Consider the following 22547-nt stretch of genomic DNA (forward strand, 5'->3'; position numbering starts at 1 on the left):
CCGGTCCAGCTGTGTTGGGAAAGGCGCGCGCATAGCGGCGTGCGCCGGGATTCGCAAGGTTATTCGGGCGCGTCTGCAATCATCGCGGTGAAGCTGACTTCGCAGGTCACCTTGCCGTCGACCGATGCCTCGCCCGCAAACTTGCACACGCGGGCGCGCTTCTGGACGAATTCGGCCTTGAGATCGAGCAGCACGCCGGGCGTGACAGGCGCGCGGAACTTCGCATTCTCGATCGCCATGAAATAGACGAGCTTGCCGGAGCCTGCGAGGCCGAGGCTTTCCACCGCGAGCACGCCGGCAGCCTGCGCCAGCGCTTCGATCTGTAGGACGCCGGGCATGATCGGCGCGCCGGGGAAATGCCCCTGGAAGAAATCTTCGTTGAAGCTGACCGCCTTGATGGCATGGATCCGCTCGTCGGGGACGAGTTCGGCCACGCGGTCCACGAGCAGCAGGGGATAGCGGTGCGGCAGGCGCTTCAGCACCTCGACAACGTCGAAACCGGTCTCGCTCATCCCCTGCTCTCCTGTTTTCTTAGCGTCCGTTGGTCTGTGCCGGCTGCTGCTGCTGCTGCGCTGCTGCCTGCTGGCGGGCTGCCATGACCATCAGCTGCTGGACCTGCTGGTACACAGCGACCGACTGCTGGCTCGGCTGCCAACCCTGCGGCGGCGTGATCTGAACCGAAGGCACCCGCGCGTTCAGTGCGTTCACGACCTTCTGGCCGATGTTCGCGGCCGGGTTGGACCAGGCAACCGCATCGGGCGAAATGACGAGCTGGATGTTGTCGGCAGCAACGACCGTCTGGAGAGCCGCGCCGTACTGGAGCAGAATCTGCTCGACCACATAGACGCGCGCAGTATCGAGCTGGTTCTGGAGCTGTGCGATCTCGCGCTCGAGCGTCTGGATCTGCTGGGCCTGCGGGGCGGTCTGCGCCGCCTGCTGCTCGGCCTGGTCGAGATTACCGTCATTGTTGGTGTCGAGCTGCTGGATCAGCGTCTGGGCCTGCTGCTGCTTCTGCTGGATCTGGGTGATCTGCGAAGCATAGGTCGTGCCGATCTGCTGGAAACCGGTGCTCAAGGCCGAGGAAGCGACCACGGTGCGCGATACATCGACCACACCGATATTGCCGCTGACCTGCGCGGCGGCCGGCGTCGCAGCGATTGCCGCGCCAGCAAGGCTCGCGGCGGCGAGGGTTTTGGTGAAGAGTTTCATTAGAATTGCGTTCCTACATTGAATGAGATGATCTTGGTGTCATCACCAGGCTGCTTTTTAATCACCTGGGATACATCGATCCTGAACGGACCAAAGGGCGAGTTCCAGTTCACGCCGAAACCGGCGGTAATGCGCGGGCTCACGCTATTGCCGAGGAATACCTCGCGATAAGCACTGTTCGCCAGGATGACGGGCGCATTGGGATTGCCATCGGCATCGACGGCGTCAATCGTTTGCCCGATCACCGGGTTGCCCGAACTATCGAGCCTGGGCGTCCCGTCGTCATTGTAAAGGGGGCCGGTGTAGACCAGGTTGGCGCCCGAACGAGCCTGCTGGCCGTCTGGGAAATCGTCGAGCTGGGGGCGCTGGACCGCGAAGAGCGAGCCGACATCCAGCCAGATCGAGGGGCGCAGACCCATTTCCTGCGCGCCGGCACCCAGCGGGATCTCCAGCTCTGCGCGGCCGAGGTAGTAGGCGCGGCCGCCGAGCGAATCGTCGCCGACGCGGTTCCTGTCCTCACGGAACTGCTCGATCGTTTCGAGCACCGGAGGAGTGGCGCTGTCGTTATCATCGTCGAGATACTGCAGCCTGACGACGCGCGGACCCACACCGCGGACATCGAAGCCCCGGAACTGCGGTTCTCCGAGGAAGAAACGGTCGGTCAGGCGGACGTCGTCGAAGCCTTCCAGCCCGCGATCTTCCAATGCCTCGATCCAGCCGCCTTCGGCCTGCAGCGAGAAGATGAAGCCGGAGCCGAGCGGCATCCACTTGCCCATCTTCGAGCGCATGCGCAGGTATTTCACGTCTCCGCCGAGGCCGGCAATTTCGGCCGAGGTCGAAATCGATTCGCCGCGTGTCGGGCGATAGCGGCTGTTGAGCGTATCGTAATTGAGCGTCAGGCCCAGGATCGAACTGGTGCGCTTGCCGATCGCTTCGCAGATGAAGCGCGACTGGACACACTCCTTGACCCCGTCGCCGTCAAAATCGTCGTAATACAGCGTGCCGACGGTCACGTTTTCACGGTTGAGCGTGTAGCTGCCGATGGCCGACATGTATTCGGTCAGCGGCACGCCTGCGCGCAGCGAAAGACCGGTGGTCGCCTGCTTGTAGCGGTTGAGGTCGTTGGCGTAGTAATCGTTGTCGTATTCGCGGTGATAGATGTCCGCGCCCATCGAGATGTTGCGGTCGAACACGTAAGGCTCGGTGAAGCTGACCTGCGCCGACTTCGAGAAGCGCGAATAGTTCACGCTCAATCCGATGGTCTGGCCGCGCCCGCGGAAGTTCTTCTGGCGGATCGAACCGGCCAGGACGAACTTTTCGAGGCTCGAGAAGCCGGCCGAAAGCTGCAGTTCGCCGGTCGGCTGCTCCTCGATATTGGCTTCGAGAACCACGCGGTCGGGTGCGCTGCCCTCGGCCTGGGTGATTTCGAAGTTTTCCTGGAAGTAGCCGAGCGAGTTGATGCGCGATTCCGAGCGCTTGATCGCGAGGCTGTTGAAGGCATCGCCTTCTGCCACACGGAATTCGCGGCGCACGACCTTGTCCTGCGTGAGAGTGTTGCCGTTCACGTCGATCCGCTCGACATAGACACGCGGCGCCTCGCGCAGGACCAGCGTCAGGTCCATCGTCAGCTCTTCGGGATTGCGCACGTATTCCGGGCGCACGTCCGCGAAAGCGTAGCCGAAGGTGCCCGCGAGGTCGGTCATCTGTTCGACCGTATCCTCGACAACCTTGGCATCGTACCAGTCACCCGGCTTCATCGGCAGCCGATCGGTCATCGCCTCGCTGTCGAAATCGCGCAGTTCGCTGCGCACCTCGACATCGCCGAACTTATACCGCTCGCCCTCTTCCACCACATAGGTGATGATGAAGTCTTCCTTGTCCGGCGTCAGCTCGGCAACCGCGGAAACGACGCGGAAGTCGGCATAGCCTTGGGTGAGGTAGAAGGTGCGCAGGTTCTGCTGGTCGAATGCCAGGCGATCGGGGTCGTAGCTGGTGTTCGAGCTGAGGAAGGAAAGGATGCCACCGGTTTCCTTGGTGACCATCTCGCCCTTGAGCTTGCCGTCGGAGAACTGCTCGTTGCCGATGATGTTGATCTGGCGGACCTTGGACTTGGGCCCTTCGTCGATTTCGAAGACGATATCGACGCGGTTCTGGCTCAGCTCGACCATCTGCGGCTCGACCGTAGCGGCAAAGCGGCCCTGGCGCTTGTAGAGCTCGATGATGCGGGCAACGTCGGCGCGGACCTTGGAACGGGTGAAAATCTGGCGCGGCGCGAGACGGATTTCGGGAACGATCTTGTCGTTTTTGATCCGTTGGTTGCCTTCCAGGATCACGCGGTTGATGACCGGATTCTCGACGACGGTGATGACGACATTGCCATCGTTATTGGTCACGCTGACGTTGGAGAACAGCTCGGTGGCCGAAAGGTCCTTCAGCACCTGGTCGCCTGCTGCGGCGGTATAGGTATCGCCCGGGCGCAGGCGGATATAGGAAAGGATCGTCTGCGGCTCGAGGCGCTGTGCGCCGGCAACCGCGATGGTGCGGACGATGTCCTGCTGGGGCGCTACTGCCGGCTGGGTTTCGGCCGGGGTTTCCTCGGCCTCCTGCGCCAGCACAACGCCGGGCATGCCGCCCATGATCGTGCCTGCAAGCAGGGTAGCAGTGAGCCGCGCGGCCCGCTTCTTGGTATCGCCAGCGGCAGTCGCAAATCCGGTCATCGACAAGGGAATTTCCGTCCTCAAATAATCCATCGGCCCCCGGGTCCCGAAAGCCAGATGGCCCCCTGCCCGATGCAGCCTCTCCAATCAAGCCGTGTCGCACCCCGAAAGGAGGAAACGAACCGGCCTGTCCCCGCCTAATTCCCGATGAACGGGAGCTTGGCGATATCGATGAAGGTGACGAAAACCATCAGTGCGAGCACCAGCGCTACACCGGCCCTGTAGGCCACCTCCGTACTGCGCGGTCCCAGCGGTTTGCGGCGGATTGCCTCTGCCGCGTAAAAAGCCAGGTGTCCGCCGTCGAGCGCCGGGATTGGCAGGAGGTTGATGAATGCCAAGTTAAGCGAGATGAGCGCCAGGAAGTTGATGAAGGCGAGCGGCCCCATGCTCAGTTGTTCGCCCGCATATTTGCCGATGGTGACAGGCCCGCCAAGCTCCTTCACCGAGCGGTCGCCGACGATGACCTGCTTGATGCCGGTGGCCATCATCCCGACGAGGTCGCCGGTCTGGACGAAAGCCAGCTTGACGGATTCGCCGATCCCGACGGACTGGAATTCCATACCCGTCGAATAGATGCCCAGCCTGCCGACCCGCGAAGAATTGCCGAACCGGTCGGTCTCGGTCACGTCGGCGAGCTTGACCGGCAGGGTCATATTGCGGTCATCACGTTCGATCTCGACCTGCAGCGTCTTGCCCGGATAGAGCAGGACATGCTGCTGGATATCCTCGAACTCGGCCACAACGTCGCCGTCAATCGCCACGATCCGGTCGCCTTCCATGAGGCCCGCATCGCGTGCAGCCGATTCCTCGGCGAAACTCTTGATGACGTTGGTCTCCGCCGGATCGATGGGGGCAGGCTTGCCGAATACCGCAAAGAAGCTGGCGAAAATAGCCAGCGTGATGAGGATGTTCATCGCCGGGCCCGCGAATACGATCAGCGCGCGCTGCCACAGCGAGGCGTGGTGGAAGCTGCCGTCACGCTCTTCGGGCGTGGCATTTGCGATCTCGTCGGGATGCGGGATGCTGGCCGGGTCCATGTCGCCCTTGAACTGGACATAGCCGCCGAGCGGCAGGGCGCTGAGTTTCCAGCGGGTCCCGTGCTTGTCGGTGTAACCGGCGATTTCCTTGCCGAAGCCGACCGAAAAGGCGAGCGCCTTCACCCCGAACCAGCGCGCGACGAGATAATGGCCGAGTTCGTGCAGCGTCACCAGCGGCCCCAGCAGCAGCGGGAAGCCGACGATATACATCCAGAAGGGGATCGATGCGTCCAACTCAGGCAGTCTCCATAAGCGCCTCGGCAGCCCGGCGCGCACCAGCGTCTATCTCGAGGACTTCATCGAGACTACGCGGCGCTGCGGACATGTTTCCGGCATTCAATACGGCTTCCACCAATAGCGCAATGCGGCTGAACTTTATCTTACCGGCGAGGAATGCCGCCACAGCGACCTCGTTGGCGGCATTGAGCGTCGCCGGGGCCGCCCCGCCCGCTTCTGCCGCCTGCCGTGCCAGCCGGGTAGCGGGAAAGCGGTCTTCGTCGGGATGGAAGAAGCTGAGTTCACCGATCGCGGGCAGGTCGAGCGGCGCCATCGGCGTATCCATCCGCGCGGGGTATGCGAGGCAGGAAGCGATCGGTACGCGCATGTCGGATGGGCCAAGCTGCGCCAGCGTGGAGCCATCGCGATATTCGACCATCGAGTGGATCACGCTCTGCGGGTGCACCACGATGCGGATCTTATCGAGTCCGACAGGAAAGAGGTGATGCGCCTCGATCAGTTCGAGGCCCTTGTTGAACATGGTGGCGCTATCGACGCTGATCTTGGCGCCCATGTCCCAGTTGGGATGCGCGATCGCCTGTTCGGGGGTGACGGCGTCGAGGTCATCGACCAGCCGCAGCGGTCCGCCGCTGGCGGTAAGCGTGATGGTGCGCACCTCGTCCAGCCTGCCGCCCTGCAGGCACTGGAAGATGGCATTGTGCTCGCTGTCGACCGGTAGAAGCGTTGCCCCGTGTTTCTCGACGGCGGCAGTCATCACCTCGCCGGCCGAAACCAGCGCCTCCTTATTGGCGAGTGCGACAGTGCTGCCCTGCTCGATTGCCGCCATGACCGGCGCGAGACCCGCGCAGCCGACAATGGCGGCCATGACGATATCCGCAGGGCGCGAAGCCGCTTCGCAGAGCGCCGCGCGGCCCGCAGCTGCCTCCACACCCGAACCGGCAAGCGCTTCCTTCAATTCACCTAGACGCGCCTCGTCCGCAATCACGGCCACGCCAGCGCCGAATTCACGCGCCAGTTTCGCCAGTTCAGCAACATTGGAATGCGCGGTCAGCGCCTCGATGCGCCATTCTGCGCGGTTGCGCCGCACGAGGTCGAGCGTCGATGCGCCAACCGAGCCGGTCGCTCCGAGTATGGTGATCGAACGCGTCATCGCACGAGGTTGAGGAATACGCCCGCCAGCAGCGCCACGGGGATCATCCCGTCGGTGCGGTCGAAAAAGCCGCCATGGCCGGGAATGAGGTGCGAGCTGTCCTTCACGCCCGCTTTGCGCTTGAGCCAGCTTTCGAGGAAATCGCCCGCCTGTGCAGCCACGGCAACCGCAGCGCCCATCGCCACCAGTGTGCCGATCTCGCCCGCTTCGAAGCCGAGTGTATTGGCGCCGCTGACCTGCCGCGCGGCGACATAGACGAAGGCAGCCAGCCACGCGCTCGCACCGACGATGCCGCCAAGGAGGCCTGCCCAGGTCTTCGAAGGACTGATGCGCGGCGCGATCTTCGGGCCGCCGAGCGTGCGCCCGAAAGCATAGGCGAAGGTGTCCACGCAGATAACCGCGCCCACGACGCCGATGATCAACGGCACAGGCAGCTGCGACAGGACGAAGCCTGCCAGCCCGATATAGACCGCGCCCGCCAGGATGGCGGCAAGGCGGAAGGGCACATTGCGCGTCGCCTTCACCACCAACAGCACGAATTCGACCAGCGTTGCCAGCACCACTGCCGCAATGAACCAGTCGAGCCACGGATCGCCCGCCACCAGCGCGGCAATCGCCACTGCAAGCATCACCGCAGCGGACAGTACCCTGATGGGCAAGTCCGCATTCTTGCTTTTCGTCGCCGTGTCAGCGTCCGCCAAAGCGTCTCTCCCTGCCCGCAAACTGGTCCAGCGCATCGCGCAGATGCTCCGGCGTGAAATCGGGCCATAATACGTCGGTGAAGATCATTTCCGCATAGGCCGCCTGCCACAAGAGGAAATTGGACAGGCGCACTTCGCCGCTGGTGCGGATCAGCAGGTCGAGCGGCGGCAAATCGGCGGTGTAGAGATTGGCTGCGATGCTGCGCTCGGTCACCTCGCCATTGGCAGCCGCCTTGGCCGCGGCCTGCGCGATCTCGGCATGGGCACCGTAATTCAGCGCCACTGCCAGCGTGCGCGAGCCATGCGCGGTCTTGGCCAGCGCGTCCTCGAGCATTTCGACGATGTCGGGCGCAAGGCCCTGCCAGTCGCCAAGGATATGCAGGCGCACGTCATTGGCGATGAATTCGGGCAGGTCCGATTTGATGAACTTGCGCATCAAATTCATCAGATCGTCGACCTCGTCCTCGGGCCGCTTCCAGTTCTCGCTGCTGAACGCATAGAGCGTCAGGCAGTCGATCGAGGTGTCCTTGAGGCTGCGTACCAGTTCGCGCACGGCCTCCACGCCCTTGCGGTGGCCCATGACGCGCGGCAGGTGCTTGCGTTTCGCCCAGCGCCCGTTGCCATCCATGATAATGGCCACATGGCGGGCTTCCTGGGTTTCCTTGGTCATTGAGGTGCAGCCGATCGCGAGCCGCTTACTGGCTCATGATTTCCTTCTGCTTCTTCGCCACGGCCTCGTCGGCCTCCGCGACATGCGTGTCGGTCAGCTTCTGGACGTCACCCTCGCAGCGCTTCTGCTCGTCTTCGGAAATTTCCTTCTTCTTCTCGTCTTCCTTCAGCGCTTCCATCCCGTCGCGGCGCACGTTGCGGATGGCGATCTTGGCCTTCTCGCCATATTCGCCCGCCACCTTTGCGAGATCCTTGCGGCGCTCCTCGGTGAGGTCGGGCATCGGCAGGCGCACGTTCTGGCCGTCGATCATCGGGTTGAGGCCGAGGTTCGCCTTGGCGATCCCCTTTTCGACTGCCGTTACATTGGCCTTGTCCCACACCTGCACGCTGAGCATGCGCGGTTCGGGCGCCGAGACGGTGGCGACCTGGTTCAGCGGCATCATCGAGCCGTAGACTTCGACCACGACCGGATCGAGCAGGCTGGTGTTCGCGCGGCCGGTGCGCAGGCCGCCAAGATCGCTCTTCAGGCTTTCCACCGCACCCTTCATGCGGCGCTCGATATCGGCTTTGTCGTATTTGGCCATGTCAGGCTTCCTCGTCTCTTCGTTCTGTCAAAAATTCGTCAAGCGGTGTGGTCGGTAACGACGGTCTGGGTGCCGTTGCCCGACAGCACCTTCGCCACATTGCCCTTCTCGCGGATCGAGAAGACAACGATCGGAATGTCATTGTCGCGGCACAGCGCCACCGCGCTCGCGTCCATGACCTTGAGGTCGTCCGCCAGCACCTTGGAATAACTCACGGTTTCGTAACGCGTTGCATCGGGGTTCTTCTTGGGGTCGCTATCGTACACTCCGTCGACGCTCGTGCCCTTGAGCAGCGCGTCGCACTTCATTTCGGCAGCGCGAAGCGCGGCGCCGCTGTCGGTCGTGAAGTAAGGCGCGCCCACACCGGCGGCGAAGATCACGATGCGGCCCTTTTCGAGATGGCGTTCGGCGCGGCGGCGGATGACCGGCTCGCACACCTGGTCCATCTGAACCGCGCTCTGCACGCGGGTCTCGACACCGATCTGTTCGAGCGCGCTCTGCATCGCCAGCGCGTTCATCACCGTGGCGAGCATTCCCATGTAATCGGCCTGCGCGCGGTCCATCCCCTGCGCCGCGCCCGCCATGCCGCGGAAGATATTGCCGCCGCCGATGACGAGGCAAATCTCGAGCCCGGTGTCCTTGGCCGCCTTCACTTCCTTGGCGAGCTCCAGCACGAAGGCCGGATCGATGCCGAACTGGTTGTTCCCCATCAGCACCTCGCCCGAAAGTTTCAGGAGGACGCGGTTCATCTTGGGGAGGGTCATGCGGGTAGGTCTCTGATCTGGAGGGTTTGCGCGGCCTTAGAGCGCGAGTGCGCCGCTGCCAAGAGGACCGCGACACGAAAAAGGCCGCCGGAGCGAACTCCGGCGGCCCAATTCGTTCAGCAAGCGAGCTTTCGCTTAGCCGGCGACAGCAGCTGCCACTTCTGCGGCGAAGTCGCTTTCTTCCTTCTCGATGCCTTCGCCGAGCTGGAAGCGGACGTAGTCCACCAGTTCGACCTTGGCACCGACATCCTTGCCGGCCTGCTCGACGACCTGCGCGATCGGGGTCTTGTTGTCGATCACGTAGATCTGGCTGAGCAGCGCGTTTTCCTTGGCGTACTTGCCAACCGCGCCTTCGACCATCTTTTCCTGGACGTTTTCGGGCTTGCCGCTCTCGGCTGCCTTTTCCTTGGCGATCGCGCGCTCACGCTCGATCACTTCGGCGTCGAGGCCGTCTGCGGTCAGCGCCTGCGGGAATGCTGCGGCGATGTGCATGCCGAGCTTCTTGCCCAGCTCTTCCAGCTTGGCCTTGTCGCCTTCGCTTTCGAGAGCGACGAGAACGCCGATCTTGCCGAGGTCGGGAGCAACCGCATTGTGCATGTAAGGCACGATCACGCCATTGGTAACCGAGACGGTCTTGATGCGGCGGATCTGCTGGTTTTCACCGATCGTAGCGACATTGTCGGTCAGCTTTTCGGCGACCGAACCGCCATCGGGATAACCGGCAGCCTTGAGCGTGTCCACGTCGTCGCCGTCGGTGCCCAGCGCGACCTGCGTGGTCTTGCGGACGAAGTCCTGAAACTTGTCGTTCTTCGCAACGAAGTCGGTTTCCGAGTTCACTTCGACGGCAACGCCGCGGGTGCCTTCGACGGCAATGCCGACGAGACCTTCGGCCGCGGTACGGCTCGACTTCTTCTGGGCGGTGGCGAGGCCCTTGGCGCGCAGTGCGTCGACAGCGGCTTCGATATCGCCGTTAGCGGCTTCGAGCGCCTTCTTGGCGTCCATCATGCCCGCGCCGGTCTTCTCGCGCAGGGCCTTTACGTCAGCGGCAGTGAATGCAGCCATGGTAATTTCCTTCTTGGGTTTCTTGATGCGATGGCACCGGGCCTGCTGGTGTCAGCGGCCCGGCGCGTATCTCGCTTATGTGACGGGAGCATGGCGCTCCCGCCGAACGGGAATGGGCCTCAGGCCACTGCTTCTTCGGGCGGATTTTCCATCGCGCCGACGTCAGCACCCGAATCCTGGACGCCTTCGCCCTTGCCGCTGCGCGCCGCTTCGGCAATCGCATCGCAATAGAGCTTGATGGCGCGGGCAGCGTCGTCGTTGCCCGGGATCGGGAAGGCGATGCCGTTCGGATCGACATTGGTGTCGAGCACGGCGACCACGGGGATGCCAAGAACATTGGCTTCCTTGATGGCGAGGTCTTCCTTGTTGGCGTCGATCACGAACATCACGTCCGGGATGCCGCCCATGTTGCGGATGCCGCCAAGCGAAAGTTCCAGCTTGTCACGCTCGCGCGTCAGCTGGAGGATTTCCTTCTTGGTCAGGCCCGACATTTCGCCCGAGAGCTGCTCGTCGAGTGTCTTGAGACGCTTGATCGACTGCGAGATCGTCTTCCAGTTGGTGAGCATGCCGCCCAGCCAGCGGTGGTTGACGAAGTGCTGGCCCGAAGCGAGCGCTGCTTCGCGGATCGGGTCCTGCGCCTGGCGCTTGGTGCCGACGAACAGCACCTTGCCGCCCGAACGAGCGGTCTGCTGCACGAAGTCGAGCGCACGGGCGAAGAGCGGAACGCTCTGCGACAGGTCGATGATGTGGATGCCGTTACGCGCGCCGAAGATATACGGCTTCATGCGCGGGTTCCAACGGTGGGTCTGGTGGCCGAAGTGTGCGCCGGCCTCGATCAGTTGCTGCATGGTGACGGTAGGAGCCGCCATGGTCATTTCCTTTCCGGTTGTGCCTCTGGAAGACTGGAACCCGTGGTGCGGAGTATCCCGCGCCGGGCACCGGTATGTGTGCCTTCCATGTGGATTTGATCGTCGCGGAAACGGGCCGGAATTGGCCGAATCTGTGGCGAACGGCGCGCACATAGGGGGCTTTGCCGGATAAATCCAGACTCAATTCACCGCGAAAAAAGGGAATCCGGGCGCGAAAAACGCTTGACACGGCGGAACAAAACGAGAACATTGTTCTCATCGCCGGAACTTGCCGGTCGATTTAGGGGTTTTCCCGTAAATTTACCCCGGCTGTCAACAGCCTTGTGCACAGGCAGGCGGGGAAGGAGACGACGGATATGTTCGCAACTGTTCTCATCGCCGCATTCACCCTCGCCACTGTCGCGACGGTGCTCGTGCTCGCCGATAGCGGCCTTCGCTGGTGGTCCGCTTTCGGCCTGCTGCGGCAGCGGATGAAACAGGGTTATGCGACGGCAGGTGTCGGCCAGCGTCCATCGATCGTCACGGGAAGCGCGAACGGTTTCGGTCGCCAGTCCCGCGCCTATCCGGTCATTCGGCAGGTGTCGCAGCGCGCCGCTTGAGCCGCGCATATTTGAACAGCGTGAATGGCAGCAGCACCAGATAGCCGATCCCGATCACGCTCAGAGTCCACCAGGGTTCGAGCATCAGTGCGCCGAACAGCAGCCCCACGAAGACCAGCACCCACAGCCTGATACCGCGACGCGGGCGCAGCGAGGTCCAGCTCGGCGTCGCCATGCTCGAAATCATCAGCAGCGCGGTCGCAAGGATCCAGGGCGCGACGAAGACCGGATCGCGGAACAGCTCCACATCCGTCGCCATCCAGAGATAGAACGGCATGAAAGCGAGGCCCGCCCCCATCGGCGCGGGAACGCCCGTGAGGAAGCCCAGTGACTTGTGCGGCTGGTCCTGGGTATCGATCTGCGCATTGAAGCGCGCGAGGCGCAGCGCGCAGCAGATGGCAAGCGCAAGCGCAGCGAACCAGCCCCAGCGCGGCTCTGCCGACAGCGACCAGAGGTAAATGATGATAGCCGGCGCCGTCCCGAAGCTCAGCGAATCGGCGAGGCTGTCCAGTTCGGCGCCGAAGCGCGACTGGGCCTTCAGCAGGCGCGCAATACGGCCGTCCATGCCGTCGAGGATACCCGCGACGATCACCGCGACTGCAGCCTCCGCCCATTGCTCCCCGATCGCGAAACGAATGCCGGTAAGGCCCGAGCACAGCGCCGCGGCGGTAATCGCATTGGGCGCCATGGCGCGCAGGCTCAGCCCACGAGAGCGGCCGAGTACGGGCTTCTCGTCTTCGGCAGCCTTGGGGCCGAGACGCGCGCGTTCCTCGGGCTCCGGCAAGGGCTTCTGGTCGTTCAGCAGGCTCATTGCGACACTCCTTCGAGCAGGGGCTGGCTACCGACGGCGGCAAGCACGGTTTCCCCTGCGACGACCTTCTGGCCGATCATGACATAGGATCCGGTCCCGGCCGGTAGGTAGACATCCACCCGGCTTCCGAAACGGATCATGCCCAGTCTCTGCCCAACGCCCAGTGTATCGCCCGGTTTCGCAAAAGCCACGATCCGCCGCGCAATGATGCCGGCGATCTGCGTGACCCCGACCTTCACCCCATCGGAGCGTTCGATCAGGATGTGCTGCCGCTCGTTGTCCTCGCTCGCCTTGTCGAGATCGGAATTGAGGAACTTGCCGGGGATGTAGACCACGCGGCGAACCATGCCGCCGATGGGCGTACGGTTAATGTGCACATCCATCAGCGAAAGATAGATCGAGATGCGGGTCACCGGCACCGGCGCAAGGCCGGCAATCCCGCTGCCGTCGTCCACCACCATTTCGCGCGGCGGCTCGACCTCCGCGATCTGCACCACCTTGCCATCGGCAGGGGCAACGATGAAGCGATCGTCCTGCGGCACGACCCGCTCGGGATCGCGGAAGAAAGCGAATACAAGCAGCGAAAGGAAGGCGAGCGGCCAGGCGATCGTCTCCCATGCGAACCATGCGGCCAGCAGCGAGACACCGAGCACGGCAAGACCGAACTTGCGGCCTTCGGGATGAATCCGCGGGATGCTCGAGGGAACGTCGCCGCGGCCGTGATTGTCTTGGAGGTCTCCTGCCATTTCCGAGGCACTACGCGGGGAAAGCCGGTGTCACAAGCTTGCAACGGCCGAAGTTCACCGGCTTAGAGATTCCTTCACTCATTCATGGTAAATGCCGCGTTATGAAGCACTGGTCCGACATTGCCCGACGCTGGTGGGGCGAATTTCCCGTATATCTCTATGCTCTCGTTTGCTCCGCAGTGGTGTTCTACCTCTGGTCACGGTTCTCCATTCCCTATGACAACGTCGGTTCGTTCGAGAGCCTCGGGATAATTTTCACAGGCGCCGTAATGTGGTTCTTCGTGGATATCATATGGCGGCTGTTTCGCGACCGGCCGGCCCGGCCATTGCGGTGGGCGAGGGACAGGTATTTCACGATATCGGGAGTCCTCAGGGCCATTGCAGCAGTCCCGGTACTGGCGATGTGCGCCATCCTCATACCCGTATTCTCGAGCCTCAAGGCGATGATCCCGCTGTTCAATGAGTTCGAGTGGGATGCGACATTCATCGCGTGGGAGCGCACCCTCCTGTTCGGTTACGATGCCTGGCAAATCCTCCAGCCCCTGTTCGGCTATCCGATAGTCACAGCAGCTATTGCAGTGGTCTATCACATCTGGATCCTGCTGCTTTACATCGGCGTCGCCGTGATCGCGCTATCGCCGGGGGTTTCGGACGATATCCGCCGTCGTTTTTTCCTCAGCTACGCGCTTTCATGGTCGATCGTGGGCGGATTGATGGCCACCATCTTCGCCTCGGTTGGGCCCGTTTTCGTCGAACCCATTCTCGGCATCACCGATTTCGCCGCGCAGATGGACTATCTGCGCTGGGCCAATGAGCAGGTTCCGGTGATGACGGTTCCTGTCCAGGAGGGGCTGCTCGAAGGCTATTTCGCGCGGGAGAACGGGCTCGGCCGCGGGATCAGCGCCATGCCGTCGATGCACCTTGCGGTATGCGCGCTTTTCTGGCTCGCAGCACGGGATAGCTCGAAGGCCTGGGGCCGCGCATTCTTCTGGTTCATGGTGGTTATCTGGATCGGATCGGTCCACACCGCATATCACTACGCGCTGGACGGCGTCGTTTCTCTCGCCGCGATGTGGGCGATCTGGAAGGCTGTCCCGTATGTCTTCCGGGCGTGGGACAGGCTGCCCGTGCCCTTCGCTCAGCCCACCTTGCGAACGAACACCGTCCCGGCCGAATAACCCGCGCCGAAGCTGCAGATCAGGCCGGTGTCGCCCGGCTGAAGATCGTCGCTGTGCAGGTTGAAGGCGATGATCGAGCCCGCGCTCGAGGTGTTACCGTAGGTATCCAGCACAGTGGGGCTCTCGTCCTCACTGGCCTCGTGACCCAGCACACGGTGCGCAATCAGGCGATTCATCCCGGTGTTGGCCTGGTGTAGCCAGAGGCGCCGCAGGCTCTGCGGATCGATGTCCAGCCGCTCGGCCTCGTCCACGATCATCTGGGCGACCATCGGCACGACTTCCTTGAACACCTTGCGCCCTTCTTGGACGAACAGCTTGTCCGGCCCTCCGGCGTTTTCGGGATAGGCGCGGTTGAGGAAGCCGAAATTGTTGCGGATATTGTTAGAGAAGACGGTCTTGAGCTTGGTGCCGAGGATGTCCCAATGCTTTGCCGGGGCGACGGCAGCATCCTCGACCAGAACGGCGGTGGCGACATCGCCGAAAATGAAATGGCTGTCGCGGTCGCGCCAGTTGAGATGGCCGCTGGTTATTTCCGGGCTGACGACGAGCACGCTCTTCGCATTGCCGGCGCGGATATAGTCGGCGGCGGTCTGGATGCCGAAAGTCGCGGATGAGCACGCGACATTCATATCGAAGCCGAAGCCTTCAATCCCCAGAGCCTGCTGGATCTCGATCGCCATCGCCGGATAGGGGCGTTCCATGTTCGAGGCCGCGCACAGCACAGCGTCGACATCCTCGGGCTTGCGCCCTGCCCGCTCGAGCGCATCGCGCGCGGCCTTCACCCCGATTTCGGCAAGGATCGAGATTTCGTCGTTCGGCCGCTGCGGCCAGCGCGGCGCCATGACATCGGGATCGAGCACCGGCTGTTTCGCCATGACATGGCGCGCCTTGATGCCGCTCGCCTTCTCGATGAATTCGACCGAGCTTTCGGTCAGCGCTTCCATTTCGCCAGCCGCGATCGCGTCTGCATTCGCCTCGTTGTGGCGGCGCACATATTCGTTGAAGCTGGCGACCAGCTCCTCGTTCGAAATGCTTTCGGAAGGCGTGAAGAGGCCGGTCGAGGAGATGACCGGGCGGCCGGTCAGCTGTGTCGTATCTGTCATGCGGCGTGCCTAGTCCTGCGCACTGCGCCTCGCAAGATCAGTCCATGAAGGGATCGCGCATAAGGATCGTGTCGTCGCGCTCGGGGCTGGTGGAAACCAGCGCGACGGGCGTTTCGATCAGTTCCTGGATGCGCTGGACGTATTTCACAGCATTGGCGGGCAGATCGGCGAAGCTGCGCGCGCCGGCGGTCGATTCCTTCCAGCCTTCCATCGTCTCGTAGATCGGCTCGACTGCAGCCTGGTCGGCGGCGTGGCTGGGGAAGTAATCGTAAACATTGTTGCGCAGGCGGTAGCCGGTGCAGATCTTTACCTCGTCGAGCCCGTCGAGAACGTCGATCTTGGTCAGTGCGATACCGGTGACGCCGCTGATCGAGCAGCTCTGGCGCACAATGACCGCATCGAACCAGCCGACGCGGCGCTGGCGACCGGTGACCGTGCCGAATTCATGGCCACGCTCGCCGAGGCGCTGGCCGACCTCGTCTTCCAATTCGGTCGGGAACGGGCCGCTGCCCACGCGGGTGGTGTAGGCTTTCACGATGCCGAGCACATATCCGGTCGCATTGGGGCCGAGCCCGCTACCCGAGGCGGCCGTGCCGCTCACCGTGTTCGAGCTGGTGACGAAGGGATAGGTGCCGTGGTCGATATCGAGCAGCACGCCCTGCGCGCCTTCGAACAGGATCTTGGCACCCGCCTTGCGCACTTTCTTGAGGCGTTTCCAGACCGGCTGCGAGTATTGCAGCACGAAGTCCGCAATGCCGCGCAATTCCTCTAGCAGCGCTTCTCGGTCCACGGGCGGCTGGTCGAACCCGGCACGCAGTGCGTCATGATGCGCGCAGAGGCGGTCGAGTTGCGGTTCGAGATGGTCGAGATGCGCAAGGTCGCACACGCGGATGGCGCGGCGGCCGACCTTGTCCTCGTAGGCAGGGCCGATACCGCGTCCGGTTGTGCCGATCTTGCCAGAACCCGCAGCAGCTTCGCGAAGGCCATCGAGATCGCGGTGGATGGGCAGGATCAGCGGGCAATTGTCGGCGACTGCGAGATTGTCGGCGTTGATGGTGACGCCTTGCCCTTCGAGCTTTTCGACCTCGGCCTTGAGCGCCCAAGGGTCGAGCACCACGCCATTGCCGATGATCGACAGCGTGCCCGACACGATGCCCGAGGGCAGCAGCGAAAGCTTGTAGGTCGTCCCGTCGATGACCAGCGTATGGCCGGCATTGTGACCGCCTTGGAAGCGGACCACGGCATCGGCGCGGCTGGCGAGCCAGTCGACGATCTTGCCCTTGCCCTCATCGCCCCACTGGGCGCCGATCACGGTGACGTTGGCCATTCTTCAGTCCTGCTATTTCGGGGATGCGCAAACGCGCGCGGCCCTAGGCGCTTATACGATGCGGGGCAAGGCGCGAGCGAGATAGAAAGGGTGTTTTCCGGCCAAGCTGGTGCTAGGGGCGCGCCACGATGTCACAGCTGCCCATCCGCATTGCCGCGCTTTACCACTTTACGCGCTTCGAAGACCCCGCTGCGCTGCGCGGTCCGCTGCTTGCCTGCGCCGAGGAAAACGGCGTTCGCGGAACATTGCTGCTCGCGCACGAGGGCATCAATGGCACCATCGCAGGAAGCGACGCAGGAATCGAGGCGGTGCTGGAGCATATTCGCTCCCTGCCAGGCTGCGCATCGCTCGACTGGAAGGAATCGCGTGCCGAGGAGATGCCGTTCCACCGCACCAAGGTCCGCCTCAAGCGCGAGATCGTGACCATGGGCCAACCCGATCTCGATCCGGTGGAGGGTGTCGGCACCTATGTCGATCCGCAGGACTGGAATGCGCTGATCGCCGATCCCGACACCATCCTGATCGACACGCGCAACGATTACGAGGTAGCCATCGGCACCTTCACTGGCGCTATCGATCCCCAGACGAAAAGCTTTCGCGAGTTTCCTCAATGGTTCCGCGCGCGTCGCGCCGAATTCGAGGCGGAGGGGCGCAAGCCGAAGATCGCCATGTTCTGTACCGGCGGCATCCGCTGCGAGAAATCGACCGCCTTCGTGCGCGGCGAAGGGCTGGACGAGGTTTATCACTTGAAGGGTGGCATTCTCAAATACCTCGAAGAAGTGCCCGAGGCGGAAAGCCGCTGGGAAGGCGAATGCTTCGTCTTCGACGAGCGCGTGAGCGTGAAGCACGGCCTCGATGTCGGCACGCACAGCCTGTGCCGCGCCTGCCGCCGTCCCCTTAGCGAGGCTGATCTGCAACACGCGCATTACGAGGAAGGCGTCTCCTGCCACCAGTGCTTCGGCGAACGCTCGGACGAACAGCGCCAGCGCTATCGCGAGCGGCACAAGCAGGCCAAACTCGCCGAGGCGCGCGGGGGCGAGCATATCGGGCGCCGCGAAGAGGATGGCTGAGCCGGTTCTCTACAGCTTCCGGCGCTGTCCCTATGCGATGCGCGCCCGCATGGCGCTGAGCGTGAGCGGCGCGAGATACGAGCACCGCGAAGTGGTGCTGCGAGACAAGCCGGAGGCCATGCTCGAAGCCTCGCCGAAGGGTACCGTTCCCGTGTTCGTCAGGGAGAACGGAGAGGTGCTCGAGGAAAGCCTCGACATCATGCGCTGGGCATTGGGCCAGAACGATCCCGAAGGCTGGCTGGAGCGGCAGGACGAGGCACTGCTCGCGGCCAATGATGGCCCGTTCAAGCACCATCTCGACCGCTACAAATACTCGACGCGCTACGATGACGTGGACCCGGAAGAGCACGGCGCGAAGGCCGTCGAACATTTGCGCGTGCTCGACGACCGTCTCGCTTCCTCGCCCTACCTGTGCGGCGATACGCGCGGCTTTGCCGATATCGCCGTCTTCCCCTTCGTCCGCCAGTTCGTGAATGCCGACAAGGCGTGGTTCGCCGCGCAGGGCCTGACCCATGTCGAGGCGTGGCTGGAGGGCCTGACCGGCTCGGGCCTTTTCGAGGGCATCATGGCAAAGCACGAGCCCTGGAGCGCGGATTAAAGCGGCTTCGGTTCCCCGCCGTCCAGCACGTGGGTGCAGCCGAGCGACGCGGCATCGTCATTTTCCGAATTGGCCGCAATCGTCCGCCAGCCGTCTGAGCGCAGGCGCTTTGCCACCTCGCGATCATGACCGAGCGGGAGGAACACCGTCTTACGCGCCTCGCCGCCATTTGTGCCGAGCGTCTCCAGCAGCGGCTCCATGTAAAGCGAGAAGCCGGTCGCGGCCTCGTCGCTACCCTTGATCGCATAGGTTCCGCCGCGCCCGAGCGCGCCGCGCGCACCCTTGGCGTGGAGCGTGAAGCCGAACCAGCTCTGGTATTCGAAGCCGTGGCGTTCGCTGGGGTCGAGTGTCAGCCTTGCGCGGTCGCCCAGCGCCCCGGCCACCTCGCGCAAGGCAGCGATCCGCGTGGCAAGCGCTCCGCCCGCATCGATGGCGGCCAGTTTCTCGACCGCCTCATCGAAGGGGCCGGTCGCATAGAGCAGCGGAAGATAGGCCTCGCCGCCAACCGCCTTAAGCGCGCCCGCATCCTTCATGTCGAGCTCGCGGCGTACGGCATCGCGCTTGTCGACATCGAGCGGAAGCGCCTCTTCGGCCAGCGTATCGACGAGGTCCGGCAAGGTGAAATCGACCGACAAACCGGTCACGCCCGCAGCTTGCAAAGCATCGAGCGCGACGGTCACCGCCTCGATGGCGGCAGCCACATTGTCGCTACCGATCAGCTCCGCGCCCAGCTGCAGACGCTGGCGGGCGGGGTCGAGCTGGTCGGCCTTGAGCAAGGCGACATCGCCCGCATAGCAGAGCCGCAAGGGGCGCGGTGCATTGGCGAGGCCGGTGGCGGCAATCCGCCCGACCTGCACCGTCATGTCGGCGCGCAGGGCCAGTGTGCGCAGGCTTTCGGGATCGGTGAAACGCACCATTCGCCGCGTCGCCACACCTTCCATGCGCCCGGCAAGCGACTGTTCGAACTCGATCAGCGGCGGCCGCACGCGGTCATAGCCATGCGCGTCCATCGCCTCGAGCACATCGCGCATGGCGCGGGTGATGGTGGCGGCGCGCTGAGGCAGCGCGTCTTCGAGGCCGATGGGCAGGAGATCGTCTGGCTTGGTCATAGCGGCGCGTCCCCTGCCCTATCGAAGGTCAGAATGCCAGCGGCATTACCGTCTTCACGCCTTCGAGCGCGCAGGCCTTCTTGACGACCTCCTGCGGGATCGGCTGGTCGACGCTAAGCAGCAACACCGCTTCCCCGCCCGCCTCGCGGCGGCCGAGGTTGAAGGTGCCGATGTTGATGCCGTTTTCACCCAGCAACGAACCGATGCGGCCGATGAAGCCCGGCGCGTCTTCGTTGACGATGTAGAGCATGTGCCCGTCGAGCTCGGCTTCGATCCGCACGCCGAACATTTCGACCAGGCGCGGAGCGTCGGCCCCGAACAGCGTGCCTGCCACCGAGCGGTCGCCCTGCTCGGTGCCCACGGTCACGCGGATGAGCGTGTTATAAGCGCCTTCCTTCTCGTGACGGATCGAGCGGATATCGAGCCCGCGCTCCTTGGCGAGATAGGGCGCGTTGACCATGTTCACCGTGTCCGAATACTGTCGCATCAGGCCGGCAAGGACAGCGCCCTCGATGGGCTTGCCCGAAAGCTCGGCTGCCGCGCCTTCGCGCTCGATCGAAATCTTGGTGAGGTTGCCATGCGCCAGCTGCCCGACGAGGCTGCCGAGGTTTTCGGCAAGCTTCATGTAAGGCTTGAGCTTGGGCGCTTCCTCCGCACTCAGCGAAGGCATGTTGAGCGCATTGGTGACGCCGCCGTTGACGAGGTAGTCCGCCAGCTGCTCGGCCACCTGCAGCGCAACATTGACCTGCGCTTCGGTCGTGCTTGCGCCCAGATGCGGAGTGCAGATGAAATTGGGCTTCCCGAACAGCGGCGAATCCTTCGCCGGTTCGGTCTGGAACACGTCCAGCGCCGCGCCCGCGACCTGCCCGCTGTCGAGCGCATCGGCCAGCGCCTCTTCGTCGATCAGCCCGCCGCGTGCGCAATTGACGATGCGCACGCCCTTCTTGGTCTTGGCGAGGTTTTCGCGGCTGAGGATATTGCGCGTCTCGTCGGTCAGCGGGGTGTGCAGCGTGATGAAGTCGGCACGCGAGAGCAGCGTCTCGAGATCCACCTTTTCCACGCCGATTTCAACCGCGCGGTCCTCGGTCAGGAAGGGGTCGAAAGCGATGACCTTCATCTTGAGGCCCTGCGCACGGGCGGCAACGATCGAGCCGATATTGCCCGCCCCGATCAGGCCCAGCGTCTTGCCGGTAACTTCGACACCCATGAAATCGTTCTTGGGCCATTCGCCCGCCTGCGTGCGGCGGTCGGCAGCGGGGATCTGGCGGGCGAGCGCCATGATCATCGCAATCGCGTGTTCGGCAGTCGTGATCGAATTACCGAATGGAGTGTTCATCACAACCACGCCCTTGCCGCTGGCATAGGGAATATCGACATTGTCGACCCCGATCCCGGCGCGGCCGATGACCTTGAGATTGGTCGCCGCGTCGAGGATTTCCTTCGTCACCTTGGTCGCCGAACGGATGGCGAGACCATCGTATTCCCCGATGCGGGCCTTGAGTTCTTCGGGCGTTTCGCCGGTGATGACATCGACGTCGCAACCGCGCTCTTCGAAGATACGGGCGGCGTTCGGGTCCATCTTGTCGCTGATGAGGACTTTGGGTTTGCTCATGACGGAAAATTCCTGTCGTTTTCCCGACATGTCGTCGGGCGGTAATAGGGGGAAGGCGGCGGCCCGAAATGCGGGCCGCCAACCGGATCAGCCGTTCTTGACCTGCTCGTAGGCCCACTCGATCCACGGCAGGAGACGCTTCAGGTCTTCCTGTTCGACCGTGCCACCGCACCAGATGCGAAGGCTCGGCGGAGCGTCGCGATAGCCGTTGAAGTCGTAGCCGACGTCGCGTTCTTCAAGCAGCTTGACGATCTTCTTGGGAACGCCAGCCTTGTCCTCGTCGGACAGGCTTTCGTACCAGTCGCCCTGGAAGACGAAGCAGACGCCGGTGTTGGTCTGCTTGGCAGGGTCGGAGACCATATTGCGCAGCCAGGGCGTCGCCTCGATCCAGTCCTTGACGATCTTGGCATTGGCGTCGGCGCGTTCGAACATCGCCTTGCGGCCACCCATCGCCTGCGCCCATTCGAGCGCCTCGATGTAGTCCTCGGTCGCCAGCATCGATGGCGTGTTGATCGTCGCGCCTTCGAAAATGCCGGTGTTGATCTTGCCGCCCTTCTTGAGGCGGAAGAGCTTGGGCAGCGGCCATTCGGGGTCGTATTCCTCGATGCGCTGCACCGCCTTGGGGCTGAGGATAAGCATCCCGTGCTGGGCTTCGCTGCCCATCACCTTCTGCCAGCTGTAGGTCGTGGCATCGAGCTTGGCCCAGTCCATCTCCATCGCGAAGACGGCGCTGGTGGCGTCGTTGATGGTCACGCCCTCGCGACCGGGGGCGAGCCAGTCCGTGTTGGGAATTTTCGCGCCGCTCGTCGTGCCGTTCCAGGTGAAGACGACGTCGCTTTCCTGGGGAATGCTCTCGAGATCGGGGATTTCGCCGTAATCGGCATCGAGCGTGGTCAGGTTCGGCAGCTTGAGCTGTTTGACCGCATCCTGGATCCAGACGTTACCGAAGCTTTCCCATGCCGCCACGGTCGCCGGGCGATCGGGGCGCAGCATTGTCCACATCGCGCATTCGAGCGCGCCCGTGTCCGAGGCCGGCATGATGCCGACGAGATAGTCCTCGGGGACGCCAAGCATCTCCTTCGACAGGTCGATGGCGTATTTCAGCCGCGACTTGCCGAGGCTGCTGCGATGCGAGCGGCCAAGCGATTCGGTTTTCAGATTGGCGGCAGACCAGCCCTTGTGTTTGGCGGTCGGCCCCGACGAAAAGAAGGGGCGCTCAGGCTTGAGCGTCGGTTCAGTCATGTATTCTCTCCTTGCAGAGAGCACGCGCGGCGTTGGGACCGCGTGGCCCGCCGGCGGCAATAAAGTTGCTTGTGTGGGAGTCAATGCGAAATAGGTATGCTGGGGAAAAGGTTGGGCTCAGCCAATCAAGTCGCGCAGGGCAGTCGCGTTCCG

Annotated in this window: 22 protein-coding genes; 4 read left to right on the forward strand and 18 right to left on the reverse strand. The window is 63.3% G+C overall.

Going from position 1 to position 22547, the window contains the following annotated elements:
- Positions 1-59: 59 nt before the first annotated feature.
- The 11 genes from fabZ to rpsB all read right to left on the reverse strand — a co-directional run bounded on the left by fabZ (position 60) and on the right by rpsB (position 10999).
- The gene (fabZ, locus tag K3178_RS13200) at positions 60-512 is read right to left on the reverse strand and encodes a 3-hydroxyacyl-ACP dehydratase FabZ (RefSeq protein WP_221571874.1); all 453 of its coding nucleotides are present in this window, start codon (positions 510-512) and stop codon (positions 60-62) included.
- Between the two features lie 19 nt (positions 513-531).
- Positions 532-1209 carry an OmpH family outer membrane protein gene (locus K3178_RS13205; protein WP_221571875.1) on the reverse strand — a complete coding sequence of 226 codons (678 nt, stop codon included), beginning with the start codon at positions 1207-1209 and terminating at the stop codon, positions 532-534.
- A complete protein-coding gene (gene bamA / locus K3178_RS13210) occupies positions 1209-3926 on the reverse strand; it encodes an outer membrane protein assembly factor BamA (protein WP_221571909.1) in 2718 nt (905 codons plus the stop codon). The genes K3178_RS13205 and bamA overlap by 1 nt, the downstream gene beginning before the upstream one ends.
- A 137-nt stretch (positions 3927-4063) precedes the next feature.
- Positions 4064-5173, reverse strand: coding sequence for an RIP metalloprotease RseP (rseP, locus tag K3178_RS13215; protein ID WP_221571910.1), 1110 nt, complete (start codon positions 5171-5173; stop codon positions 4064-4066).
- Between the two features lie 25 nt (positions 5174-5198).
- Complete coding sequence (gene dxr / locus K3178_RS13220) at positions 5199-6350, reverse strand: 1-deoxy-D-xylulose-5-phosphate reductoisomerase (protein ID WP_221571876.1); 1152 nt, start codon at positions 6348-6350, stop codon at positions 5199-5201.
- Complete coding sequence (locus tag K3178_RS13225; RefSeq protein ID WP_247713786.1) at positions 6347-7051, reverse strand: phosphatidate cytidylyltransferase; 705 nt, start codon at positions 7049-7051, stop codon at positions 6347-6349. The genes dxr and K3178_RS13225 overlap by 4 nt, the downstream gene beginning before the upstream one ends.
- On the reverse strand, positions 7038-7721 hold the full coding sequence (gene uppS / locus K3178_RS13230; protein ID WP_221571878.1) for a polyprenyl diphosphate synthase: 684 nt from the start codon (positions 7719-7721) through the stop codon (positions 7038-7040). The genes K3178_RS13225 and uppS overlap by 14 nt, the downstream gene beginning before the upstream one ends.
- 25 nt (positions 7722-7746) lie before the next feature.
- On the reverse strand, positions 7747-8304 hold the full coding sequence (gene frr, locus K3178_RS13235; RefSeq protein ID WP_221571879.1) for a ribosome recycling factor: 558 nt from the start codon (positions 8302-8304) through the stop codon (positions 7747-7749).
- A 38-nt stretch (positions 8305-8342) separates the two neighbouring features.
- Entirely contained in the window at positions 8343-9068 is a 726-nt protein-coding gene (pyrH, locus tag K3178_RS13240) for a UMP kinase (RefSeq protein WP_221571880.1), read from the reverse strand.
- A 135-nt stretch (positions 9069-9203) separates the two neighbouring features.
- Positions 9204-10130: a translation elongation factor Ts gene (gene tsf, locus K3178_RS13245; protein ID WP_221571881.1), complete on the reverse strand. Its 927-nt coding sequence runs from the start codon at positions 10128-10130 to the stop codon at positions 9204-9206.
- Positions 10131-10249: 119 nt separating this feature from the next.
- On the reverse strand, positions 10250-10999 hold the full coding sequence (gene rpsB, locus K3178_RS13250; RefSeq protein ID WP_221571882.1) for a 30S ribosomal protein S2: 750 nt from the start codon (positions 10997-10999) through the stop codon (positions 10250-10252).
- Between the two features lie 356 nt (positions 11000-11355).
- On the opposite strand from rpsB, the gene K3178_RS13255 reads away from it, so the two are divergent.
- Positions 11356-11598, forward strand: coding sequence for a hypothetical protein (locus K3178_RS13255; protein ID WP_221571883.1), 243 nt, complete (start codon positions 11356-11358; stop codon positions 11596-11598).
- On the opposite strand, the gene K3178_RS13260 is transcribed toward K3178_RS13255, so the two are convergent.
- Complete coding sequence (locus K3178_RS13260) at positions 11567-12409, reverse strand: CDP-alcohol phosphatidyltransferase family protein (RefSeq protein WP_221571884.1); 843 nt, start codon at positions 12407-12409, stop codon at positions 11567-11569. The genes K3178_RS13255 and K3178_RS13260 overlap by 32 nt on opposite strands.
- Positions 12406-13155: a phosphatidylserine decarboxylase gene (locus K3178_RS13265; RefSeq protein WP_221571885.1), complete on the reverse strand. Its 750-nt coding sequence runs from the start codon at positions 13153-13155 to the stop codon at positions 12406-12408. Before K3178_RS13265 ends, K3178_RS13260 begins: the two co-directional genes overlap by 4 nt.
- Before the next feature lie 101 nt (positions 13156-13256).
- On the opposite strand from K3178_RS13265, the gene K3178_RS13270 reads away from it, so the two are divergent.
- A complete protein-coding gene (locus tag K3178_RS13270) occupies positions 13257-14333 on the forward strand; it encodes a phosphatase PAP2 family protein (RefSeq protein ID WP_221571886.1) in 1077 nt (358 codons plus the stop codon).
- Here the strand turns inward: K3178_RS13270 and K3178_RS13275 are convergent.
- Positions 14294-15436: a beta-ketoacyl-ACP synthase III gene (locus K3178_RS13275; RefSeq protein ID WP_221571887.1), complete on the reverse strand. Its 1143-nt coding sequence runs from the start codon at positions 15434-15436 to the stop codon at positions 14294-14296. The genes K3178_RS13270 and K3178_RS13275 overlap by 40 nt on opposite strands.
- Positions 15437-15473: 37 nt before the next feature.
- Positions 15474-16763 (reverse strand): adenylosuccinate synthase, encoded by a 1290-nt coding sequence (locus K3178_RS13280; RefSeq protein WP_221571888.1) that lies wholly within the window; start codon positions 16761-16763, stop codon positions 15474-15476.
- Positions 16764-16891: 128 nt separating this feature from the next.
- On the opposite strand from K3178_RS13280, the gene trhO reads away from it, so the two are divergent.
- Both trhO and K3178_RS13290 read left to right on the forward strand, forming a co-directional pair.
- Complete coding sequence (trhO, locus tag K3178_RS13285) at positions 16892-17833, forward strand: oxygen-dependent tRNA uridine(34) hydroxylase TrhO (protein WP_221571889.1); 942 nt, start codon at positions 16892-16894, stop codon at positions 17831-17833.
- The gene (locus tag K3178_RS13290) at positions 17826-18431 is read left to right on the forward strand and encodes a glutathione S-transferase (protein ID WP_221571890.1); all 606 of its coding nucleotides are present in this window, start codon (positions 17826-17828) and stop codon (positions 18429-18431) included. Before trhO ends, K3178_RS13290 begins: the two co-directional genes overlap by 8 nt.
- On the opposite strand, the gene K3178_RS13295 is transcribed toward K3178_RS13290, so the two are convergent.
- From K3178_RS13295 to K3178_RS13305, 3 genes are all read right to left on the reverse strand, one after another.
- The gene (locus tag K3178_RS13295) at positions 18428-19540 is read right to left on the reverse strand and encodes an ATP phosphoribosyltransferase regulatory subunit (protein ID WP_221571891.1); all 1113 of its coding nucleotides are present in this window, start codon (positions 19538-19540) and stop codon (positions 18428-18430) included. The genes K3178_RS13290 and K3178_RS13295 overlap by 4 nt on opposite strands.
- A gap of 28 nt (positions 19541-19568) precedes the next feature.
- The gene (gene serA, locus K3178_RS13300) at positions 19569-21152 is read right to left on the reverse strand and encodes a phosphoglycerate dehydrogenase (RefSeq protein WP_221571892.1); all 1584 of its coding nucleotides are present in this window, start codon (positions 21150-21152) and stop codon (positions 19569-19571) included.
- A gap of 87 nt (positions 21153-21239) precedes the next feature.
- Complete coding sequence (locus tag K3178_RS13305) at positions 21240-22394, reverse strand: phosphoserine transaminase (protein ID WP_221571893.1); 1155 nt, start codon at positions 22392-22394, stop codon at positions 21240-21242.
- Positions 22395-22547: the final 153 nt, after the last annotated feature.

Origin of the sequence: Qipengyuania sphaerica, assembly GCF_019711595.1 — a bacterium.
Lineage (GTDB): Bacteria > Pseudomonadota > Alphaproteobacteria > Sphingomonadales > Sphingomonadaceae > Qipengyuania > Qipengyuania sphaerica.

Coding starts and splice junctions, on each gene's coding strand:
- fabZ (WP_221571874.1), bottom strand. CDS start 512: ATGAGCGAGACCGGTTTCGACGTTGTCGAGGTGCTGAAGCGCCTGCCG.
- K3178_RS13205 (WP_221571875.1), bottom strand. CDS start 1,209: ATGAAACTCTTCACCAAAACCCTCGCCGCCGCGAGCCTTGCTGGCGCG.
- bamA (WP_221571909.1), bottom strand. CDS start 3,926: ATGACCGGATTTGCGACTGCCGCTGGCGATACCAAGAAGCGGGCCGCG.
- rseP (WP_221571910.1), bottom strand. CDS start 5,173: ATGTATATCGTCGGCTTCCCGCTGCTGCTGGGGCCGCTGGTGACGCTG.
- dxr (WP_221571876.1), bottom strand. CDS start 6,350: ATGACGCGTTCGATCACCATACTCGGAGCGACCGGCTCGGTTGGCGCA.
- uppS (WP_221571878.1), bottom strand. CDS start 7,721: ATGACCAAGGAAACCCAGGAAGCCCGCCATGTGGCCATTATCATGGAT.
- frr (WP_221571879.1), bottom strand. CDS start 8,304: ATGGCCAAATACGACAAAGCCGATATCGAGCGCCGCATGAAGGGTGCG.
- pyrH (WP_221571880.1), bottom strand. CDS start 9,068: ATGACCCTCCCCAAGATGAACCGCGTCCTCCTGAAACTTTCGGGCGAG.
- tsf (WP_221571881.1), bottom strand. CDS start 10,130: ATGGCTGCATTCACTGCCGCTGACGTAAAGGCCCTGCGCGAGAAGACC.
- rpsB (WP_221571882.1), bottom strand. CDS start 10,999: ATGGCGGCTCCTACCGTCACCATGCAGCAACTGATCGAGGCCGGCGCA.
- K3178_RS13255 (WP_221571883.1), top strand. CDS start 11,356: ATGTTCGCAACTGTTCTCATCGCCGCATTCACCCTCGCCACTGTCGCG.
- K3178_RS13260 (WP_221571884.1), bottom strand. CDS start 12,409: ATGAGCCTGCTGAACGACCAGAAGCCCTTGCCGGAGCCCGAGGAACGC.
- K3178_RS13265 (WP_221571885.1), bottom strand. CDS start 13,155: ATGGCAGGAGACCTCCAAGACAATCACGGCCGCGGCGACGTTCCCTCG.
- K3178_RS13270 (WP_221571886.1), top strand. CDS start 13,257: ATGAAGCACTGGTCCGACATTGCCCGACGCTGGTGGGGCGAATTTCCC.
- K3178_RS13275 (WP_221571887.1), bottom strand. CDS start 15,436: ATGACAGATACGACACAGCTGACCGGCCGCCCGGTCATCTCCTCGACC.
- K3178_RS13280 (WP_221571888.1), bottom strand. CDS start 16,763: ATGGCCAACGTCACCGTGATCGGCGCCCAGTGGGGCGATGAGGGCAAG.
- trhO (WP_221571889.1), top strand. CDS start 16,892: ATGTCACAGCTGCCCATCCGCATTGCCGCGCTTTACCACTTTACGCGC.
- K3178_RS13290 (WP_221571890.1), top strand. CDS start 17,826: ATGGCTGAGCCGGTTCTCTACAGCTTCCGGCGCTGTCCCTATGCGATG.
- K3178_RS13295 (WP_221571891.1), bottom strand. CDS start 19,540: ATGACCAAGCCAGACGATCTCCTGCCCATCGGCCTCGAAGACGCGCTG.
- serA (WP_221571892.1), bottom strand. CDS start 21,152: ATGAGCAAACCCAAAGTCCTCATCAGCGACAAGATGGACCCGAACGCC.
- K3178_RS13305 (WP_221571893.1), bottom strand. CDS start 22,394: ATGACTGAACCGACGCTCAAGCCTGAGCGCCCCTTCTTTTCGTCGGGG.